25 protein-coding genes and 1 tRNA gene are annotated in these 18,003 nt (G+C 48.2%); 16 read left to right on the plus strand and 10 right to left on the minus strand.

Annotated elements, in window-relative coordinates:
• Positions 1-43 precede the first annotated feature (43 nt).
• The 9 genes from nuoE to ADN00_RS15650 form a co-directional block, all read right to left on the minus strand.
• On the minus strand, positions 44-541 hold the full coding sequence (gene nuoE, locus ADN00_RS15610) for an NADH-quinone oxidoreductase subunit NuoE (RefSeq protein ID WP_075063934.1): 498 nt from the start codon (positions 539-541) through the stop codon (positions 44-46).
• A gap of 103 nt (positions 542-644) precedes the next feature.
• Complete coding sequence (locus tag ADN00_RS15615; protein WP_075063935.1) at positions 645-2,432, minus strand: NADH-quinone oxidoreductase subunit NuoF; 1,788 nt, start codon at positions 2,430-2,432, stop codon at positions 645-647.
• A gap of 60 nt (positions 2,433-2,492) precedes the next feature.
• Entirely contained in the window at positions 2,493-2,861 is a 369-nt protein-coding gene (locus ADN00_RS15620; RefSeq protein WP_075063936.1) for a (2Fe-2S) ferredoxin domain-containing protein, read from the minus strand.
• Between the two features lie 42 nt (positions 2,862-2,903).
• Entirely contained in the window at positions 2,904-3,452 is a 549-nt protein-coding gene (locus tag ADN00_RS15625) for an ATP-binding protein (RefSeq protein ID WP_160317543.1), read from the minus strand.
• 2 nt (positions 3,453-3,454) lie between these two features.
• A complete protein-coding gene (locus tag ADN00_RS15630; protein ID WP_082390216.1) occupies positions 3,455-3,979 on the minus strand; it encodes an NADH-quinone oxidoreductase subunit NuoE family protein in 525 nt (174 codons plus the stop codon).
• A gap of 163 nt (positions 3,980-4,142) precedes the next feature.
• The gene (locus ADN00_RS15635; protein WP_082390218.1) at positions 4,143-4,952 is read right to left on the minus strand and encodes a PHP domain-containing protein; all 810 of its coding nucleotides are present in this window, start codon (positions 4,950-4,952) and stop codon (positions 4,143-4,145) included.
• Positions 4,931-5,269 carry a hypothetical protein gene (locus ADN00_RS15640; RefSeq protein ID WP_075063938.1) on the minus strand — a complete coding sequence of 113 codons (339 nt, stop codon included), beginning with the start codon at positions 5,267-5,269 and terminating at the stop codon, positions 4,931-4,933. Before ADN00_RS15640 ends, ADN00_RS15635 begins: the two co-directional genes overlap by 22 nt.
• Positions 5,247-6,257 carry a CBS domain-containing protein gene (locus tag ADN00_RS15645; protein ID WP_082390220.1) on the minus strand — a complete coding sequence of 337 codons (1,011 nt, stop codon included), beginning with the start codon at positions 6,255-6,257 and terminating at the stop codon, positions 5,247-5,249. The genes ADN00_RS15640 and ADN00_RS15645 overlap by 23 nt, the downstream gene beginning before the upstream one ends.
• Before the next feature lie 15 nt (positions 6,258-6,272).
• The gene (locus tag ADN00_RS15650) at positions 6,273-6,653 is read right to left on the minus strand and encodes a DRTGG domain-containing protein (RefSeq protein WP_075063939.1); all 381 of its coding nucleotides are present in this window, start codon (positions 6,651-6,653) and stop codon (positions 6,273-6,275) included.
• A gap of 170 nt (positions 6,654-6,823) precedes the next feature.
• On the opposite strand from ADN00_RS15650, the gene hisS reads away from it, so the two are divergent.
• The 3 genes from hisS to ADN00_RS15665 all read left to right on the plus strand — a co-directional run bounded on the left by hisS (position 6,824) and on the right by ADN00_RS15665 (position 8,646).
• Positions 6,824-8,107: a histidine--tRNA ligase gene (gene hisS, locus ADN00_RS15655; RefSeq protein WP_075063940.1), complete on the plus strand. Its 1,284-nt coding sequence runs from the start codon at positions 6,824-6,826 to the stop codon at positions 8,105-8,107.
• A 109-nt stretch (positions 8,108-8,216) separates the two neighbouring features.
• Positions 8,217-8,288: transfer RNA gene (locus ADN00_RS15660), tRNA-His, on the plus strand.
• A gap of 43 nt (positions 8,289-8,331) precedes the next feature.
• A complete protein-coding gene (locus tag ADN00_RS15665; RefSeq protein ID WP_075063941.1) occupies positions 8,332-8,646 on the plus strand; it encodes a hypothetical protein in 315 nt (104 codons plus the stop codon).
• A 59-nt stretch (positions 8,647-8,705) separates the two neighbouring features.
• Here the strand turns inward: ADN00_RS15665 and ADN00_RS15670 are convergent, their stop codons facing one another.
• Positions 8,706-8,960 (minus strand): hypothetical protein, encoded by a 255-nt coding sequence (locus ADN00_RS15670; RefSeq protein ID WP_075063942.1) that lies wholly within the window; start codon positions 8,958-8,960, stop codon positions 8,706-8,708.
• Positions 8,961-9,148: 188 nt separating this feature from the next.
• On the opposite strand from ADN00_RS15670, the gene ADN00_RS15675 reads away from it, so the two are divergent.
• The 13 genes from ADN00_RS15675 to tas all read left to right on the plus strand — a co-directional run bounded on the left by ADN00_RS15675 (position 9,149) and on the right by tas (position 17,831).
• Entirely contained in the window at positions 9,149-9,733 is a 585-nt protein-coding gene (locus tag ADN00_RS15675) for a sigma-70 RNA polymerase sigma factor region 4 domain-containing protein (protein ID WP_075063943.1), read from the plus strand.
• Between the two features lie 58 nt (positions 9,734-9,791).
• On the plus strand, positions 9,792-10,097 hold the full coding sequence (locus tag ADN00_RS15680; RefSeq protein WP_075063944.1) for a hypothetical protein: 306 nt from the start codon (positions 9,792-9,794) through the stop codon (positions 10,095-10,097).
• Positions 10,098-10,223: 126 nt separating this feature from the next.
• Complete coding sequence (locus tag ADN00_RS15685) at positions 10,224-11,096, plus strand: hypothetical protein (protein WP_075063945.1); 873 nt, start codon at positions 10,224-10,226, stop codon at positions 11,094-11,096.
• A 180-nt stretch (positions 11,097-11,276) separates the two neighbouring features.
• A complete protein-coding gene (locus tag ADN00_RS20045) occupies positions 11,277-11,432 on the plus strand; it encodes a hypothetical protein (protein ID WP_160317544.1) in 156 nt (51 codons plus the stop codon).
• Entirely contained in the window at positions 11,422-11,823 is a 402-nt protein-coding gene (locus ADN00_RS15690) for a hypothetical protein (protein WP_075063946.1), read from the plus strand. The genes ADN00_RS20045 and ADN00_RS15690 overlap by 11 nt, the downstream gene beginning before the upstream one ends.
• A gap of 2 nt (positions 11,824-11,825) precedes the next feature.
• Entirely contained in the window at positions 11,826-12,791 is a 966-nt protein-coding gene (locus ADN00_RS15695; RefSeq protein WP_075063947.1) for a helix-turn-helix domain-containing protein, read from the plus strand.
• A gap of 49 nt (positions 12,792-12,840) precedes the next feature.
• Positions 12,841-13,617, plus strand: coding sequence for a P-loop NTPase family protein (locus ADN00_RS15700; protein WP_075063948.1), 777 nt, complete (start codon positions 12,841-12,843; stop codon positions 13,615-13,617).
• 31 nt (positions 13,618-13,648) lie between these two features.
• Positions 13,649-14,233: a DNA-methyltransferase gene (locus ADN00_RS15705; RefSeq protein ID WP_075063949.1), complete on the plus strand. Its 585-nt coding sequence runs from the start codon at positions 13,649-13,651 to the stop codon at positions 14,231-14,233.
• A complete protein-coding gene (locus ADN00_RS15710; RefSeq protein WP_075063950.1) occupies positions 14,233-15,027 on the plus strand; it encodes a sigma-70 family RNA polymerase sigma factor in 795 nt (264 codons plus the stop codon). The genes ADN00_RS15705 and ADN00_RS15710 overlap by 1 nt, the downstream gene beginning before the upstream one ends.
• An 80-nt stretch (positions 15,028-15,107) precedes the next feature.
• The gene (locus ADN00_RS15715; protein ID WP_075063951.1) at positions 15,108-15,746 is read left to right on the plus strand and encodes a 4Fe-4S single cluster domain-containing protein; all 639 of its coding nucleotides are present in this window, start codon (positions 15,108-15,110) and stop codon (positions 15,744-15,746) included.
• 13 nt (positions 15,747-15,759) lie between these two features.
• Positions 15,760-16,428 (plus strand): ParB N-terminal domain-containing protein, encoded by a 669-nt coding sequence (locus ADN00_RS15720; protein WP_075063952.1) that lies wholly within the window; start codon positions 15,760-15,762, stop codon positions 16,426-16,428.
• A 46-nt stretch (positions 16,429-16,474) separates the two neighbouring features.
• Positions 16,475-17,131 carry a hypothetical protein gene (locus ADN00_RS15725; protein WP_075063953.1) on the plus strand — a complete coding sequence of 219 codons (657 nt, stop codon included), beginning with the start codon at positions 16,475-16,477 and terminating at the stop codon, positions 17,129-17,131.
• Positions 17,124-17,831, plus strand: a complete 708-nt coding sequence (gene tas / locus ADN00_RS15730) for a TIGR-Tas system RNA-guided endonuclease (protein ID WP_075063954.1) — start codon at positions 17,124-17,126, stop codon at positions 17,829-17,831. Before ADN00_RS15725 ends, tas begins: the two co-directional genes overlap by 8 nt.
• Positions 17,832-18,003: the final 172 nt, after the last annotated feature.

Below are 18,003 nucleotides of genomic sequence, written 5' to 3' on the forward strand. Positions count from 1 at the left end.
CTGTGTTCATCACTGGACACAAGGACCATGGAGCGGTATGTTCTCATTTTTCACCTGCCTTTGCTTGGTAGCGCGACAATATTTCGGGCAATTGATTTGGCGTGACATTGCCATAAACATCATCATCAATCACTACTACGGGGCCAATACCGCATAAGCCCAGGCAGCTGGTTGTAACCAGTGTCCACTCATTATCCGGAGTAGTCTCACCCGCCTCCAGTTGGAGGTGCGCTTTAAGCGCTAGCCACACTTCTCGGCCGCCCACAACATGACAGGGGGCGCTTTCACAAAACTGGATGACATGCCTGCCGCGCGGCTTTGTAGACAGCATGTGGTAAAAGGTGGAAACCGAAAGCACATTTGATTTGGGAGTCTTCACCAATTTGCTAACTTCCTCCATCGCCTGCTGTGGCAAATACCCCAGCCGGCGATTAACCTCACTCAATATGGGTATGAGTTCAGAAGGATTCGCCTCAAATTGATGGACCACCTCTTTCACCACTTCGCGAACAGTCTGCTCGTTCAGGGTTTCTATCGACATATTCCTCCTCCAATGTAGATCGTATGCAAAGTTGTGTGCGGATCACATTTCTAGAAGGCGGGTGAAACCATACTGCCGGTGTTTTATTTAGTTGTTGTCGTTGTTATCTAACCTCGATTGCGTTGAAATTACACACTTGCGCGCAGATACCGCAGCGAATGCAGATATCAGGATCAATGTGATGTGGCTGTCGCCGTTCTCCGCTGATGCAGTTCACCGGGCAGTTTCGTGCACAAACGGTACAACCGGTACAAGTATCTTCAACAATCACATATTGAATCAGCGCGCGGCAGACTTTGGCGGGACACCGCTTCTCGTAAATGTGAGCTTCGTACTCATCACGGAAGTGTTTAAGGGTGCTAACTACCGGGTTAGGGGCACCCTGGCCCAGGCCGCAGAGACTACCAGCTTTTACTTCGGCACATAGCGCCTCAAGGCGCTCTATGTCACCATCCTCACCTTTGCCTTCGCAGATCCGCTCCAAAATATCAAGGATACGGCGAGTTCCTACACGGCAAGGCACACATTTCCCGCAGCTTTCTTCCTGGGTAAATTCCATAAAGAAACGGGCAATGTCGACCATACAGGTGTCTTCATCGAGAATGATCATGCCTCCCGATCCCATGAAGGAACCGGCAGCTTTGAGTGTCTCGTAATCTACTTTCAGGTCAACCTGTGACGCTGGAATTGTGCCTCCGGCAGGTCCACCTGTCTGAATGGCTTTTAATGCCTTGTCATCTTTGATGCCGCCGCCAATTTCGTAAACGATTTCGCGCAGGGTAATTCCAAAAGGAACTTCAATAAGGCCAGTTTTCTTCACATCGCCAGCCAGGGCAAAGGTCTTGGTACCTTTGGAGGTCTCGGTGCCCATCGAACCGAACCACTCTGCGCCTTTTAAGATGATTTGCGGAATATTTGCGTAGGTTTCAACATTGTTGATATTTGAGGGTTTGCCCCACAGGCCTTTAACAGCCGGGAAGGGCGGGCGAGGGCGCGGCTCACCGCGGAAGCCTTCGATGGAGGCCATCAGTGCGGTCTCTTCGCCACAGACAAACGCACCGGCTCCCATCCGAATTTCAAGATCGAAACTGAAATCGGTGCCCAAAATGTTTTTGCCAATCAGCCCCAGTTCACGGGCTTGGTTAATGGCAACATTCAGAGTTTTAATCGCATCAGGATATTCGGCGCGGCAGTAAACATACCCCTGGCTGGATCCAATGGCGTAAGCGGCAATCACCATGCCTTCCAGAACGGCATGCGGGTCACTCTCTAGAACGCGGCGGTTCATAAATGCACCGGGGTCGCCTTCATCCGCGTTGCAAATCAGGTATTTGGGGGTTTCTTTTGATTGCCGGGCCAACTGCCATTTTTTGCCTGTTGGGAAACCAGCTCCGCCACGACCACGCAAGCCAGAGTTCAACACTTCGTTAACCACATCTTCAGGTGTCATGCTCGTAAGGGCTTTTGCGAGCGCCTGGTAGCCATCCACGGCGATGTAATCTTCGATATTCATGGGATCAATTCTTCCCAAGCTGTTGCGTAACACGACGCGGATTTCTTTGGCTTGGGGAGGTTTAACTTCATCATCCACTTGTGGCTTAGGCGGCGCCTGGAATTTCTCAACGATGCGGCCTTTGAGGAAATGCTCGGTAACCAGGTAGGGAATGTCATCCACACTCAGGTTTGTGTAGTGTGCGCCTTCTGGATAAACAAGAATATCCGGGCCTAATAATTTGGGGTCACCAATGCGTGAGGTTTCCAAGACTTGAACTTCATCGATGAGTCCCTGGGCTGAAAGTTCATCATTGAGTTTGTCGATGATTCCAAGCGCACCTTTATTCAGGCATTCAGGATCCACCGACACCAATATATGGGAACGAAAAAAGGGCATTTTAACACCTTCCAGAGAGAGTTTTACATGTTGCAGTGATTAATAATCTGGTGACACAGATTAAACATTGAGCATTAAGTCTTTTACGACTGACCCACCAACAATATGCTCCTGCATAATGCGCTGAGCAGATTCTGGTGATACTTTTCCATAGGTTACTTTCGGTTCGGCACCAACCGTAACCTGAACCACCGGCTCAAAGGAATCTAATCCAATATTTCCGGCCTGGCGAACCGTCACGCCAGTAAGGTTTTCCTTCTCGATGAAATCGAGGATGGCTTTTAATGTTTCTCTTGCGCCAGCCGCAATTCCAACCGTGCCCATGCCAACTACAATCTCGATCTGGCCGGCAGCAGCGCGAACCTCGCGTTTGTGCAGCGCTTCTTCGCGAATCTTTTTCAAATCCTCAAGAGATTTAATCTTATTCATTGTTTGCCTCTCCCATTCAATCTGATTGACATATTCGGTTGATTAATCCTGACTTTTTACACTCTCGATACCTGATTGAATGTAATCTCTCACAAAGCTGATTACATCTGGTTCAGATAGCGGGACGCCCTGCAACTCATCTTTTATGACCACATCATCAAACAAGAATTCCTGTGAATCAATTCGATACTCAAATAACCAGTGAACATCCGGCGTACAGATAAACAGGGTAAGAAACGTTTCTGCAAGGTTGCCAAGGGGCATTCGATCAATATGAGATCGCTTAAAGACCACTTCGACTGTGGTGCCTGCCCCAGGGGCTGAGTCAATTTTTAACCAACCTTCACAAGCTTCAGCTGCTGCCTTTAGAAGAGGAATGCCGAGTCCAACTTTACGGGTTGTGCGCGATGTAGTGAAGGGATCGATCACTTTCGCAACCAATTCTGGACTCATCCCAACGCCGTCATCAACGACCAGCATTCGCAATGTGTCCTGGCAGGTATCTTCTTCAATCGTGATTCGAATGTTTTTTGCCTGCGCAGCAACACTATTTTCCGCAATATCCAGCAGGTGAAGCGCCAGCTCTCTCAAGATTATGCGGTTTCCTTGGCTTCTTCTTGTAGCGGCTTAAAGATTTGGGGCAGTTTATTTGGCCGTACATGGCCAATAATTTCATCATCCACCATCAGTACGGGAGCCTGGCTGCATGCGCCAACGCAGCGGCATAGTTCGATAGTAATGGCTCCATCGGGTGTGGTTTGGCCGGGTTCGATGCTAAGCAATTGTTTTGCTTTTTCGATTAATTGGGGAATACCGCCAACATAGCAGGCAGTACCAAGACAGAATTTGACGGTATGACGACCGCGAGGTGTGGTAGTGAAGAAGGAGTAGAAAGTGACTACGCCATGAATGACAGATACAGGGATGTGAAACCGGGTGGCAACATAGTGCTGCATGGGTTCAGAGATGAATCCAATCTGGCTTTGCAGTTCATTCAGTACCACCATTGTGTTTCCGGGCAGGTCTTTATTTTGATCAATAATTTGATCGATAATGACCTTTCTTTTTGGATCTGCCAATGGATCTGTTTCGGGGATTTTTTCTAAGGTGAATGCCATGCTGACTCCAAATGCTAAAGGATTTTGTTAGGACTTGACTTGTGAAAATTAACACTAAGTCACTTTCAATAGTTTACACCGATATTTGATTTTCATCAATTACCAAATGTCATCCTCCGGTGTGAACAATATCAAAGGTGTGATGGAATGGAGTGAATTTGGATTATTGTTCTTGAATCAATACCATTCGACCGTTTTGATTTTTAAGCGCCATGCGAAGTTCGGCAATGGTGGGGTGAGCGATTTTGAAATAGGTTGTGCCTAAGAAATCTTCCAGATAATGAACATCTCCACTCTGGATGGTGGGTATATTTGTAATTTGGGGGTACTTCTTTTGTGCGTCTGATATTTTCATATGCCTTGATATTTCTACGGCTTCCAGATCAATATCAGGAGGGATTAATCCCAGGGTTGGCATCAGCCCGAATGCCTGGCGGTTAATGTGCGCGGGGATGAATAAGCCGCCCAATTCCAATACGCGTTGAAATGCTTGCTTTAAGGTGAGGCGCGTTGAAGTTAGCAATAAGCGATGTTCCCTGCGTATGAAATCTCCAGTGGGGTCGACTACAAATTGTTCGCCGAAAAAATCTGGCCGGTTCTCCAGCGCAGGGAGGTTTGTATCAACATCATGCTGCAGCATTTCGATCTGCTCCAAGGTGTCAAACAAGCAAAGGCAGTGAATGTCTTCAGCAGTTTGCAATTCCATGCCAGGCAGTACGGATAACCCGGTGCCTTCGGCTGCTTTTTGAACAGCCCAAATATTCGCAGAGGCATTGTGATCCGTGATTGCGATAAGTTGAATGCCTTTTTCAATCGCTGCTTCAACAATTAATGGCGGGATCATCTCAATATCACCACATGGCGATAGAACCGTGTGGACGTGCAGATCGGAGCGGTAAGTTTTTAACGATTCAAATTGGTTTTGCGATAGGCTGGAAGGTTGAAAGTTTTCTATCTCAAGCCCATTTCCCATAATTTACCAACCACCGAATAACTGGGTTCTTTAGTCCAAAGCAAGGTTATCTCTTCTTCGTTTGCTTTAGCGATTGTTTCTGGATCTGGTTGGGCGCCTTCAGTAATGATGACCGCGCTTAGGTCTAAAAGAGCAGCAACGGCGACAATATTCATGTGCGCTTGCAGGGTTACCCATACCCCTTTTGAAGCCGCACCAGTCATAACACAGCTCAATAGATCAGATGTGTAGCCGGATGTGGGTGTGATGGATGAAAAATCTTTTGGAGTGGTAAGAACTTTCAAAGAGAGCGCATCAATCATCTTCTGCAGATTCATTCTGAAGATTCTCCTTTTTCTCTTGCATCGTATCCTGGTCCAAATTGATTTTCATTTTTAGGCGAGTGCCATTTCCGGGGCTTGATTCGAGAGTCATCTCATCCACACATCTCTGGATATTCGTTAACCCCATGCCTGCGCCAAAGCCCAGTTCTCGAATTTGCTCTGTCGCCGTTGAATAGCCTGGTGTGAGGGCTTTTTGAACATCCTCAATCCCTGGGCCATCGTCAAATACCCGGATATCCATACGGTGCGGTTCAATTTCCACGCGAATAATACCGCCGTGTGTGGTGTGAATGACAAGGTTCATTTCCGCTTCATATACAGCGATGCCTACCCGCCGCGCGATTTGAGGCGTTGCTCCCAGACGGAGTAAGGCGCGCTTGATGTTGCTGGATGCTGCCCCGCCGTGACGAAAGTCTCCCGCGAGAATGTTGTACCTGAGGATGAGTGATGTGCGGTCCGATTCAATATCTTCAAACAGGTGCCGGGCGCGGTAGCGGCGCAGTTCTTCTTCCTCATTTTGGCGTTGGAGCGCGCGTAGATATCCTCGGGTGATGTCGCCTTTGGTGATGATGCCTTGTAAATGATTTTGCGGGTCTACCACAATTAACCGGCCCACAGAAGTGGTAACGAAGTGTTTTAGCGCTTCTACCACGGGGTCGTTCAATTTAACGGTGATGGGATTTGGAGTCATGTATTTGCTGGCAGGCGCATCGATATCGTTTGCCAGCAAACAGCGAATTATATCTTCCATGCTGACGACGCCGCAAATTTGTTCACCATCTACAACCGGGGCGCCTGAAATGCGCTCCAGTCGGAACAATTCCACTACGTCACGCATGGGCAATTGTGGTGAGATGGCTTTGGTGTCACGTGTCATCACCTCGCTTACTCGCAGTTCATAGGCGAGTTCTTCAACTTTGGTGATGCTTTCAGCCATCTGGTCTGTGATAACTTTATGCGAGCGGGAGGATTGGCCTTCCATTAATTTACTCGGTAATTAATAACAACCACAATCGGCGTTGGGTAAGGGTTTTTCAAACGATGGAAGGCCTGCGTTATACAGTATTGCGCATAATTCGAACATGCCTTTTTCGGACGATATGAGTGGTATTCCTTCCTGGTTGGCAAGCTCAATAGTCTCTGAAGGGACCATTTTGCCCCTTACCAAGACGATGGCAGACACATCCGCTAAGGTGGCCGTGCGCACAACTTGTGGATTGCATAACCCTGTCAAGAGGACGGCTTCGGGTTCGATTGATGTCAGAACATCACTCATCAGATCAGCCCCAAAGCCTCCCTTAATCTCCATGTCAAGGTGGTTTTGATTGGTTGTAAGGAGTCTGCCCTCAATTAACTCGATCAGCTCTTGAACATTCATAATTCCCTGTTGTTTTGAAACCCACTAGAATTGGTATGGACGGCTTGTATATTATTTTACTAGATTTGGCCCATAAACAATACTTTTGTTTGATCAATATTGGAGCAGTTTCTTTAAGGTTATGCAGGATGTGTTAAAATTGAGCCACACTAAACGATGGGTGAGAGAACATGAAGACAACAATTCAGTCAGTCAAGGGTACTCGCGATTTTTACCCTGAAGAAATGGGTGTTCGTTCCTGGCTTTATGAGGTGATTAAAGAGGTCTCCTCTCAGTTTGGCTATCAGGAATATGATGGTCCGTTTTTGGAAAAGATTGATCTTTACGCGGCCAAATCGGGTGAAGAGCTGGTCAAGGAACAATCATTTGTGTTTCAGGATCGTTCGGGCGAAGATATAACCTTGCGCCCGGAGCTGACACCAACCTTGGCTCGGATGGTGGCACAACGCCAGAATCAATTGGTTTTCCCACTGCGATGGTGGTCATTTGGGCCGTTTTGGAGGTATGAACGCCCTCAGAAAGGGAGAACGCGAGAGTTCTTCCAGTGGAATATCGATTTAATCGGTGAGGATTCTCCTGAAGCGGATGCGGAACTGGTATCGGTCTGCATCTACTTTTTCCAAAAAGTGGGGCTAACGCCTGATCAGGTAACCATTCTTGTGAATGACCGGAAGCTGATGGACAGCGAGTTGACCCGTTTGGATATCACGCCGGATTTGAAACGGACTGTCTTCCGGTTGATTGACCGGAAAGAAAAGATGCCCATTCAAGATTGGCGGCAATACGGACTGGATTCGGGCTTAAGCGAAACCCAGATGCAAGGAATTGAAGCTTTGCTGGTTGACCAGGATTTATGGAAAAAATCACCCGATCTCACCCGCTTGTTTGAGATTTTGGAGGCGATGAATCTTCGCCAGTATGTGCGTTTTGACCCGCAGATTATTCGCGGGTTGGAGTATTACACCGGCATTGTGTTTGAGGCTAAAGATCAGGGCCGCGAAGGCCGCTCCATTTTGGGCGGTGGGCATTACGGTAACCTAGTGGCTGACGTGGGCGGTGATCCGCTGGCGGGTGTTGGTTTCGCGATGGGCGATGTGATGGCTGGGATTGTACTGGAAAAGTATGGATGTATGCCAAAGTTCGAGATTTCTCCAGCACCGGTGATGGTAACGGTATTTGATGATGCATTATTGCCCAAATCATTTGCACTAGCCAATTCACTGCGCTTGCAGGGCCTTCGGGCGGCGGTTTACCCGTCGGCTGGAAAATTACAAAAACAGTTTAAGTATGCTGACAGGATGGGCATCCGCTATGTGGTAGTGATGGGCCCTGATGAAGAAGAAGTGGGCAAGGCAACGATTAAGGATTTAGCCAGCCGTGAGCAGTTCACTGTCGCTCAAGCAGAGCTGGTGTTGGAATTAAAGAAATTGCTTGCGAATGCGGGCGCTGTGTGATAAAATCTTGGACACTATGGTGGCTGTAGCTCAATGGCAGAGCGCTGCACTGTGGAATAAATTTCCACTGGCTTAAGTTAGCAGCCCATCATAGTAAAACCACCTCATGGTGGGCGTAGCTCAACGGCAGAGCGGTGCACTGTGGATGCACAGGTTGTGGGTTCGAAACCCATCGCCCACCCTAGATCTTTTCTTCATCGGATATTCGGTTTTTAAGGTGCGTCATGGCCCTTCACGAATTCAATTCCTTCGGCCTTCTATTCATCAAAGAGGATGGTATCACCGTGAACATTTCGGCGGTGAAATCCACCGGAACCCCAATCCACAGGTCTTACGGCGAAGAATTCGATGAGCCGATTAAATTAGAGCGCCCGATCATGGTCAGTTTTGCAGCCGAGATCCTTCCAGATGGGAAAACGAAAACCGCTTTTCATGAAATTGGATCAAACGAGTATACCCCGGTTGCGGAGACCATTCCCCAGGTTGGAAAAGCATTAGCAAAGGCGTTTGACCTTATCAGGGTCGCAGCAAACATATAACAACCTAACAGCCTTCCAAGTAGTCATTGTCCCGGTCATCACAACCGGGACTTTTTTTGTTAATTCTGATCCACTTCCACCAGTTCAAAGAAATCACCCAAAGGCCGGGCCAAGAGCTCATCTGGCGAAAGGCCAATCCCATCTAACAGCAAATTAGCCAAAGCAGCCAGGTCAATCGACTGGACGTTCTGAGATCGGTTAATCCAGCGATCCACCGTGGGGTAAGACACCCTGGCCTTCAAAGCCAAACGATGATTATTCGCCTCCCCTGACATCTTCAAGATCTCGCTCCCCTTGATTTGCAATCGCAACATTGAAACCTCCATTGTTATCATTTAATTGTATTGTAGAGTGTAATCATAGCATTACAATATGACATTTATCACATGATTAATATTACGATAATGATTACGAATTTAACTTAACAATTATACAACGTAGTATAATTACGATGTATAATGAAAGAAAAAACAGTTCACTCAAAACCACGGAGGAACCCAAAATGACGAAGAAAGCCACCATCACCACCGAAGCCACCGCCAACAAAATTCAGAAGTTAGCCGCCAAACTGCGGAGTGTTGCCTATAAATTCAGCCGATCCACTGGCGTTTACGTTGACCCCGAAGACATCTACAGCGATCTGGTAACCGCAATCCTCAACCAGGCGCAGGTTGATCCTGAGTTCATCAACCAGACGGATGCCTACATCATCCAGTTTGCGAAATTCCAGGCGAGCCACATTTGCCAAAAGGCGCAGGTTTACCTCCGATTTGTTGATGAGTTGGGAAATGTGGTGGACCCGGAAGACGAGGACCAGGCCGAAGATCTTGAAATGACAGCCGAAGTCCGGGAAAAACTTCTCCAAAATATCCAGGCCGTGGAAACCGAGGTCCTTTATAACGAAATGGTGGAAACCTTCGTCCAGACAGCCACCTCCAATCTTAAACAGAGTGAGTTAGAGACAGTTTACATGCTTTACATGGGCTACAAGCCAGCCGAAATTGCGAGAGAGGCGAATATCTCGCGAGCGGCGGTGAGCATGCGGATCGATAAAATTGCGAAGAAATTGAAGGGGGTCGAGGAGTAATCCTCATCCCCTTATTTTCATAACCCTATAAAACCAGAGATAAAAGGAGAAACCCAAAATGGCAAACAGCATAGCGAAAGAAATCATGAGCAAAGCGGCGGCAAAATCCATCCAGCTTTTTGAGGTAAAACTCACCATCACCAGTGATGGAGCGGTTCACGGAATTCTGACCCTTCAATCTGGCAAGGTAGACACCATGACCAAGCTGGCCCTGATGGACATTGTGGCAGACACCTTCCGCAGGGAAATTGACGGCCATATCTCATTCTCTAAAAATTCAGTGTTCTTTTGGGATCCAGCCAAATTCCAGGCGCGGTTCAAAGAGCAAGGCGGCTTAACCACTATGCGCCTTCAACGGATCTAATTCAGCAGCCCTTCCACCACCTAAAGAAAGCCGGAGATCCCGGCTTTTTTTGCTTAACTTTTCCTTGCGACAGCGTTTATATCTCCATCAAACCATTTTTCTTTTCAAAGAAAGGACAAGAAAATCATGATTACACTTCCCGATGATGTCAGCGCAAGCCTTAATACAGGGATGCAGGTTGGGAGCGCGATTGAGCTTCCCTTCTTCACCCCCACCTTCTGGTTTTTGAACGGAGATGCCCGGCTTCTCCAGGTTGGCGGCGCAAGCTATTTCGGCGGTTGGGCGGTTTCCAAAGAGCATTGGGACCGGGCCACCAAAGAGGAATGGTTCACCGATCCTTCCGAAAACGCAGGGTTGGTTGAAACCAATCTGGTCACCAGCGACAATAAGCCGTTGGAAACCTGCACTTCCCGATCCCTTATCGTTGCCCCGATGTGCAGTCGCCTTACCTGGACCACCCAGGACGGAGGGCGATATATCGAGTACGTTCCCGGCGGGAGACAACACCTGCAGGTGATTGCGCTGCTCGCTTCCCGCCACGAGGACGGATCTTTCAATGCTTTGGGGCCGGTTATGTTGACCGCAAAAGGCTTCCAGGCGAAAAACCTGCAAGATTCATTTGCGGCGTGGGATCGGGCAACAAAATCCATCCGGCAAAAGGTTGCCCCGAATGTACCTGCGTGGTGTTTCTACGCTGCAGTTGGCACCTTTGGTACGGAGCGTAAACAGGTGATGGTGGGCAAAACCAGCCAGAAGGCCATTACCCCGGTGTCGTGTTACATTCCCAAACAGATCACCGAGGACACCATCACCAAACTTTTTGTGGGCCAGGATAACGCCGCGTCTATGGCAGTCTATATTGAGGCCGCGCAGGAGTGGCTTCACGCTTACGATGCGCGAAAAGCCCAACCTCAACCAAGCCAGACCCAGGCCGTTCCTCAACCGCCAACTTACGATGAGTTACCTCCATTTGACGATCACGAGCCTTTGCCATACTAAACACAAACTCAAAAGCCCGGTGAAAACCGGGCTTTTTTTTGTTTTTGCTTAACTTTTCGGCGCGACAAAGTTTGTAGTTGATAACACAACCTCATAAAGAAAGGAGCAATCCCAATGCTGTTAGATCTAAAGGTCGTAAACCAAATACTTAATTCGGAGCCAGCCGGAAATGTATCTTTAATGGCAATCCCTGGCAATCGTCCGGCGGTCATTGTGCAAACGCCCAACGGCCAGAAAATCATCCTCACCCCTGATATGGCCCGGCAATTGGCAAAGCAGCTCTCGCCAATGGCAGACCTGGCACAACCCAACCTGGAGAATGGATATGGCGACTAATAACGTTTATCGAACGATCCTTCTCACCATGCCGCCGGGGGTTGAGCAAAGAATTATGGAGATCCTCATCCGGCATGTGGGCAGTGAGAACAGGATCAAGCGGCGAGATCTTGTCTTTGCCGTGTTTGGCCGTGTGGACCAAAAGCCAGCGCAGACTTCCACCCTGGACCGTCAGGTTCGATCAGCAATCGCAAGGATGCAAGAGCGCGGAATACCCATCCTGTCTGATAGCGGACAGGGCGGTTATTGGTTGGGAACAAAGGCAGAGTGTGTCAACTTCATCAAGGAACAACAAGATCGGCAAGCTGCGCTCGCAAGGAAAATCAACGGAATTAAAAAACTTTGGAAAATAAGTCCAAACGATTTGCAAGCTAGGTTACCCGGAGTTTGAAAATGGACGAGGAAATTCTCAATAACATCATGGAAGTAAACCACCATAAATACTATTTCGAGATCCCGAATATGGTGGATGATCTGGAGCTTTCCCCTTATGCTTTCCGGCTTTACGCCCACCTCAAACGTGTGGCGGGGGAAAATGGAGCGTCCTGGCAGTCCAACTCCACCCTGGCAAAAGTGTGCAAAATGTCTGCGGGTTCGGTAGTAAACGCTAAACGAGAATTACAGGATGCCGGGCTTATTGTGGTTACGCTGGAGACCACAAAGGATAATAACAGGTATCACAACATCACCATCGTGGATATTTGGGCTAATAACTTCAAGAAATTCACCCAAAACGGCGTGGGTCGTTCATCTGGTGAACACCCCTCTTCACCAGGTGAACACCCCCCTTCACCAGGTGAACTAAAGAATAACCCTATTAAGAATAACCCTGTTAAGAATAACCCTAATACTTGCGCCGTTCCACGGCGCGAGAGAGTAACAGCCGCCAAGAAGCAGGGTGATCTTTTGGATGGAATTCTTTCCTTTGCGGAGAAGTCGGAAGATCCTTTGGCAAACTTCCCCGAAGCGGTGAAACCTACTCTTAAGGCGTTTCTGGATCTTTGGAAAATTGACCCGCCCAGGCCGCCACAAAGAGGGCGAGGCGGTACATTCGCCCAATGGATCAAAGAGGCGCAAGATCTCCAGTCGGCTTGCAGAGATTACCCACTCAACAAGGTTTTACAGGCGGTCTATTCTGATTGGCTTAAATCAACCTATTGCGTAGATCACCCAGGCGCAATCTTGCGGTCAGTCAGGGGAAAGGTGATCGAATTCAGGGCGAAAGGAGTTCAAGCCGAAACACCCAAAGTTGGTCTGGAAAACTACGATCCAGCCGAGGTTGCGGAATTTCAGGCCAAACTCAATCAGGCGAGACAAAATTCTTCATCCGGCCTTTCACCTTTTCCAGGTGTTGAATAATCCCAATTCCACATTCTAAAACTCTATCGAGTTAGAAAGGTAAGTCTATATGGATACCATGAGCAATTTAACTCGCAAAATTGCAGATAGTGTGTCAAGAGTAAACACTTCAACGCCACCTTCACCACCAAAGCCCTATACCGGCATTTGTAAGCCGGATTGTGAGATTTGCGGTGGTATTGGGTATGTCCGGCAAGATCTCCCTGTTAGCGATCCGGGGTTTGGTAAGGCGCAATTATGCCCGAATGTAGATCTCTTTACTCATTACAAAGGCCGGAGCGGTCTGGAAAGTGATGAGCGCGACCTATCTTGGTCCAACATCGCTGACTTCAACGGTGTGGGAAAAGCAGTCGAGGCAGTTCAGACAGTAGTGGAGCGTGGCTATGGATGGATCTTTCTTTGGGGAGATTTTGGTTTAGCCAAGAGCCTCATCCTTAAGACAGCCGTTTCCTCATACATTCGAGAGCGCAAGGAGCCAGCGTCTTATGTGCGTATGGCAGAGCTTTTGGATCATCTCCGATCAGCTTATGACAGCAGCAATCCATCCGAGGACAGCCAGGCCAGGTTGGATTTCTGGTCTACCATTCCCCTTCTTTGCATAGACGAATTTGACCGCGTGCGTGATACAGCTTACGCAAGTGAACGCCGTTTTGTCTTGATGGATCGGCGCTATGAAAAGGCCTGTGGCAGGAAAAACATAACCATCATGGCCAGCAATTCAGATCCGGCCCTCATCGATGGTTATCTGCGGGACCGCATATTTGATGGTCGGTTCAAGGTCATTAAGTTGGTTGGAAAATCGGCCAGGCCGATGATGTCCTATTGATTTGCTTTCACAACTTTATAAAAGAGGCAACATGCAAGAATTACGAAATGGTGACACAGCAATTATGCTGGCACAGATGCAGAGCGGGTCCGTGGATGCGGTCATCACGGACCCGCCTTATGATGAGCTTTCCCCAAATTGGCTTGATGACCTCTTCCGGGTCGTCAAGCCGGGTGGGAATGTGATCATGTTTTGTTCTCCAGAAAATCAATTCTTCAAGCCGGATGAAATCCTTTTCTGGATCAAAACACCGTCAACGAAAAACTTCCAAAAGCGGTGTGGTCGGTTCGTAGAAATGATCCTGGTCAAGCGTGGAGAAAAGGGCGCTTTCAATCCACTCCATTGGTCTCAGATGACCGGGGTGTATGATGATCGATTGGTTCTTCCACCAATCCACCCTTACGAAAAGCCGTTGAGCCTTATTGAGCGCCTTATCCGCATATACACCAACCCAGGGGCGGTTGTTTTGGATCCATTTTGTGGTTCTGGAACAACTTTGGTTGCGTGCATGAACCTGAAACGCAAGGCAATTGGCATTGAGAAGGACCATTCCAAATACCTGTTAGCTCAGGATCGGCTTCTAGGTTTATTACCAGGTAGGCTTAAAGGTGAATAATGAAAACTTCTAATGGTTGTTTACTAGATGAGGATATAACCCGGCGTCTGTTAAAACAGGCGCAATCAGGGGATCAATCCGCGGTTGAAACACTTCTCCAGCGTAACCAACGGTTCATCCAGTCAATTGCGCGGAAATACTATCATCCAGAGCGTATGAATGATCTGGAATTGGACGACCTGGTTCAATTGGGGTCAATAGGTTTCTGCATGGCAATCCAACGGTGGGATGATTCAAAAGAAAATCGCTTCTCCACCTATGCTTATTATTGGGTTCGCGCCTATATCCGAAGGGAGGCCCTGAAATCAGACGCGGGAACATCTGTGTCCTATCGTTTCTCCGAGAAGCTGATGGAGTTTCGGCGGGCCTATTCTAAAGTCTTCGCAGAACAAGGCAGGGAACCAACGGTAAGAGAGCTGGTGGACGCTACCGGGATGCCGGAGGACGAAGTCGGTCTAGCAACCCTCTCCATCCAATCCGGATATTCTCACTCCCCCAGGCTTTCCGATGATGGAGAAGAACTGGACGAAGGAGAGACAATTCCGAGTGAGGTAAACGTAGAGTCGGATGCCATCCATTCAGCCCTGTTGTCCGAGGTTGAGCTTATCGTTGCCCAAATGCCGAAGAAATACCAGACGGTTATGGCCCATCGGTTCAGCCTTTGGGGGCAGCCTGAAATGACGCAACGAGAGCTGTCAAAGAAAATGGGTGTCGCGTTTCAGCGTGTTCAAAAGATTGAAAAGAAGGCGTTGGACCATCTACGGCAACAACTTACCAACAGCCGATTGTTGTGATCGAGGAATGAGCTTAACTTTTCTGGCCCTCAAAGTTTATATAAACAACCTCATACCTTACCAGAAAGGAAAAGCAGCCCATGATTCGAGTAAACAAAATCATCAATAGCAGTTTGGTGGACGGTCCCGGTGAGCGGACCGTTGTTTTTTTTCAAGGATGTTCAATCCGGTGTCCAGGGTGCCAGAATGTCGCCCTTTGGGATCCCAATTCTGGAGATCTCTACGATGAGCAAGATCTTGCCCGAAAACTGGCACACCTGGCCCAACCTCACGGCAACGTGACGATCTCCGGCGGTGAACCATTTAACCAGGTGCGCGGTTTGGCGTTTCTGGTTCGTGAGTTGAAACACTTGGGTGTGAAGAATATTCAGGTTTATTCCGGGTACACGTTTGAACAGTTGATAGCCGGCACAAACGGATCTTACCTTTGGGTGCGTGAAGTGTTGGATCAGATTGATGTGTTGGTGGATGGCCCTTTCATCCAGGCATTGGATGATCCCTTCATCACCTATCGGGGGAGCAGAAACCAACGGCCTATCGATGTTCAACTCACCCTGAAATCAGCGCCGGGAAGTCCAGTCGTCTTGAATTGGGATGACGAGATCCAGATCAGTCAGGATGGAAATATCGTTCTTCCCATTGGCTTGTCAAAGCAATTCGATAGCATCGGCACCATCGAGCGGTCAAGAATGTGCGGTCAAACAACACTTGTCAGGTAAAAGGAGAAAAATTATGGCGAGTCCATTTGTAGAAATTGTGCCCACCGATAGCGTGGTGATCACCGAAGAAAGCACGCGGTTGAACCTTTCCCCGGAAGATTATGCGGCGTTGAAGGCCAACGTTTCAGAGCATGGGGTAGTTTACCCGCTTACGGTGGATAAAAACCTTTGCGTTCTGGATTATGTTGAGCTGGCCCAGGCTTGTAAAGAGCTTGGCTTTCCTCATATCCCGGTTGTGGTTTATGAGAATGGAGCGCGAACCGTTCTCTCCAGAGACGAACTGAGAATGAGCGTTGCTCAAAACATCGCCCACCAAGCAGTTGTTGGTTTTAGGGATAATGTCGAGGCTGCGTTCACACCAATTGTCAAGTCAATCAGTGCCGCGATCTCCAATTTTACACAATCGGTTTCGGGGGATATTCAGCCATTCGTGGAGGCCGTAAGCGAATATCTGGAAAGCCACCCGGAGTTATTGGATCCGGCCGTTTCTGATGATGAAGATGAGGAAATCAGCCAGGACGAGTTAGAGGATGAGGGTGTTGATCTTATCGCGTCAGGCTATGAGTGGGTTTGCCCAAAATGCGACTGGAAAAATGACGAGTTTGAGGTCACAGAAACCGTCACCTGCAAGTCGTGCGGCGCAACCTTCAAGGTTGACGATTATAACCACGCTGTTGGTTAACTCGCGCATCCATTCCACTTATTTTCATAACAACAAAAGGTGAAAAATGAGTTACGAACAGTCTGTTGACGATTATTCAGCCTGGTTTCGAGATGCAAAACTGGCATTGGTTCTTTCCAATCCCGACATTACGGTGTTTGAAATGAAGTTGAACATTAATACCGTGATGTTGGGGTTCATGCAGAACAAAATTGTCATTTTGGGATGCCCTACAACAGAAGGAAATGGGCTGGTGTCCAGACCTGACAAGGGTTTGCCCTGGTTCTGCAGCGATCTTCCCCCATCAGAGCTTGGAGCAGCTTTTTTGAAGCAGAAATGGCAAAAAGATCTTGCGGTCAAAAGGTGGTTGGCAAGAGCCCAAGAGCTTATTGCAGATCCGACCCAGGAGGTCATTGAGTGGATTGAATTCCCGGGCAGGAAAATGACCAAAGGTGAGGCGATGGAGTTTTTGTACTGGTCAAAGCCGCAGGTATTTGAAAGCTGCGATGCCCTCCATTCAGCGCTCCCCACATTTTGGTCTGACTATGAGAACAGGGTCCGGACCTCACCATTTGATTTTATGAGTGAGGTCTGCGTTGGTATTGGATACAGCGAGCATATGTTGTCGTGGTTGGTGGGTTTCCAAAAGAAATTTGCCGAACTGGTCAAGACAAACCATAAACACTTATTATCACAACAGCAAAAGGAGGTGGAGAGTGTCTGATGATGCATTGAGAGTGCTGGTTGATCTTCGAGATCTCACCATCCAAAAGATCAGGATTGGTTTTGGCAATCGGATAATGGCAATTGAGGGTGGGCGTGATCAAGCAGACGAAGCCACCATAGATATTTTGGATCGGTACAATTACCTATTCTCCGAACTGGAGGACGAGCTTAACAAAGACATCAGCAAGCTGGTTGCCAAATACCCCATCATCAACAAAATGATGGAGGTGCGGGGAATTGGACCAACTCTGGCGGCAAAACTGGTTTCGTTGATTGACATCAGAAAAGCCGACAGCGTTTCAGCGTTGTGGAGATATTGCGGATACGGCGTTCAAGACGGTAAGCGAGAACGGCTGGTCAAGGGAGAGCGAGCTCACTTCAACCAAAGGGCGAAAACAGCATGTTATTTGATCGGGTCTTCGTTCCTTAAGTCCAGATCTCCATATCGCCGGGTGTATGACGATGCCCGGCAATATTATGAGGCTAACAGGAAAGATTGGACAAAAGCCCATATCCATAACGCGGCTTTACGGAAAATGGTCAAGGTGTTTCTTGCTCATCTTTGGAATGAGTGGAGAATTCTGGAAGGACTTCCCACAAAGCCGTTGTACGTCAATGAGAAATTGGGCCATACGACCGAGTTTCTTCCAGAAGAGTTCGGATGGAAAACGGACGAAGCCGTGTTAGAAACAGTGTGAGCCAAGAACGTTTAGACGCCCATATAGACACAGCGAGCCAACTTAAGGCAGAAACCCATTAATAATTAGCGAGCCGTTTTAAGGGAGAAACCCAGTCCAGGCAAAGCGAGCCAAATTGAAGAATTGCCCAAATTCTACAAGCGAGCCAATACTTTCAGTAAACCAAAGCAGT

Source organism: Ornatilinea apprima (assembly GCF_001306115.1).
Lineage (GTDB): Bacteria > Chloroflexota > Anaerolineae > Anaerolineales > Anaerolineaceae > Ornatilinea > Ornatilinea apprima.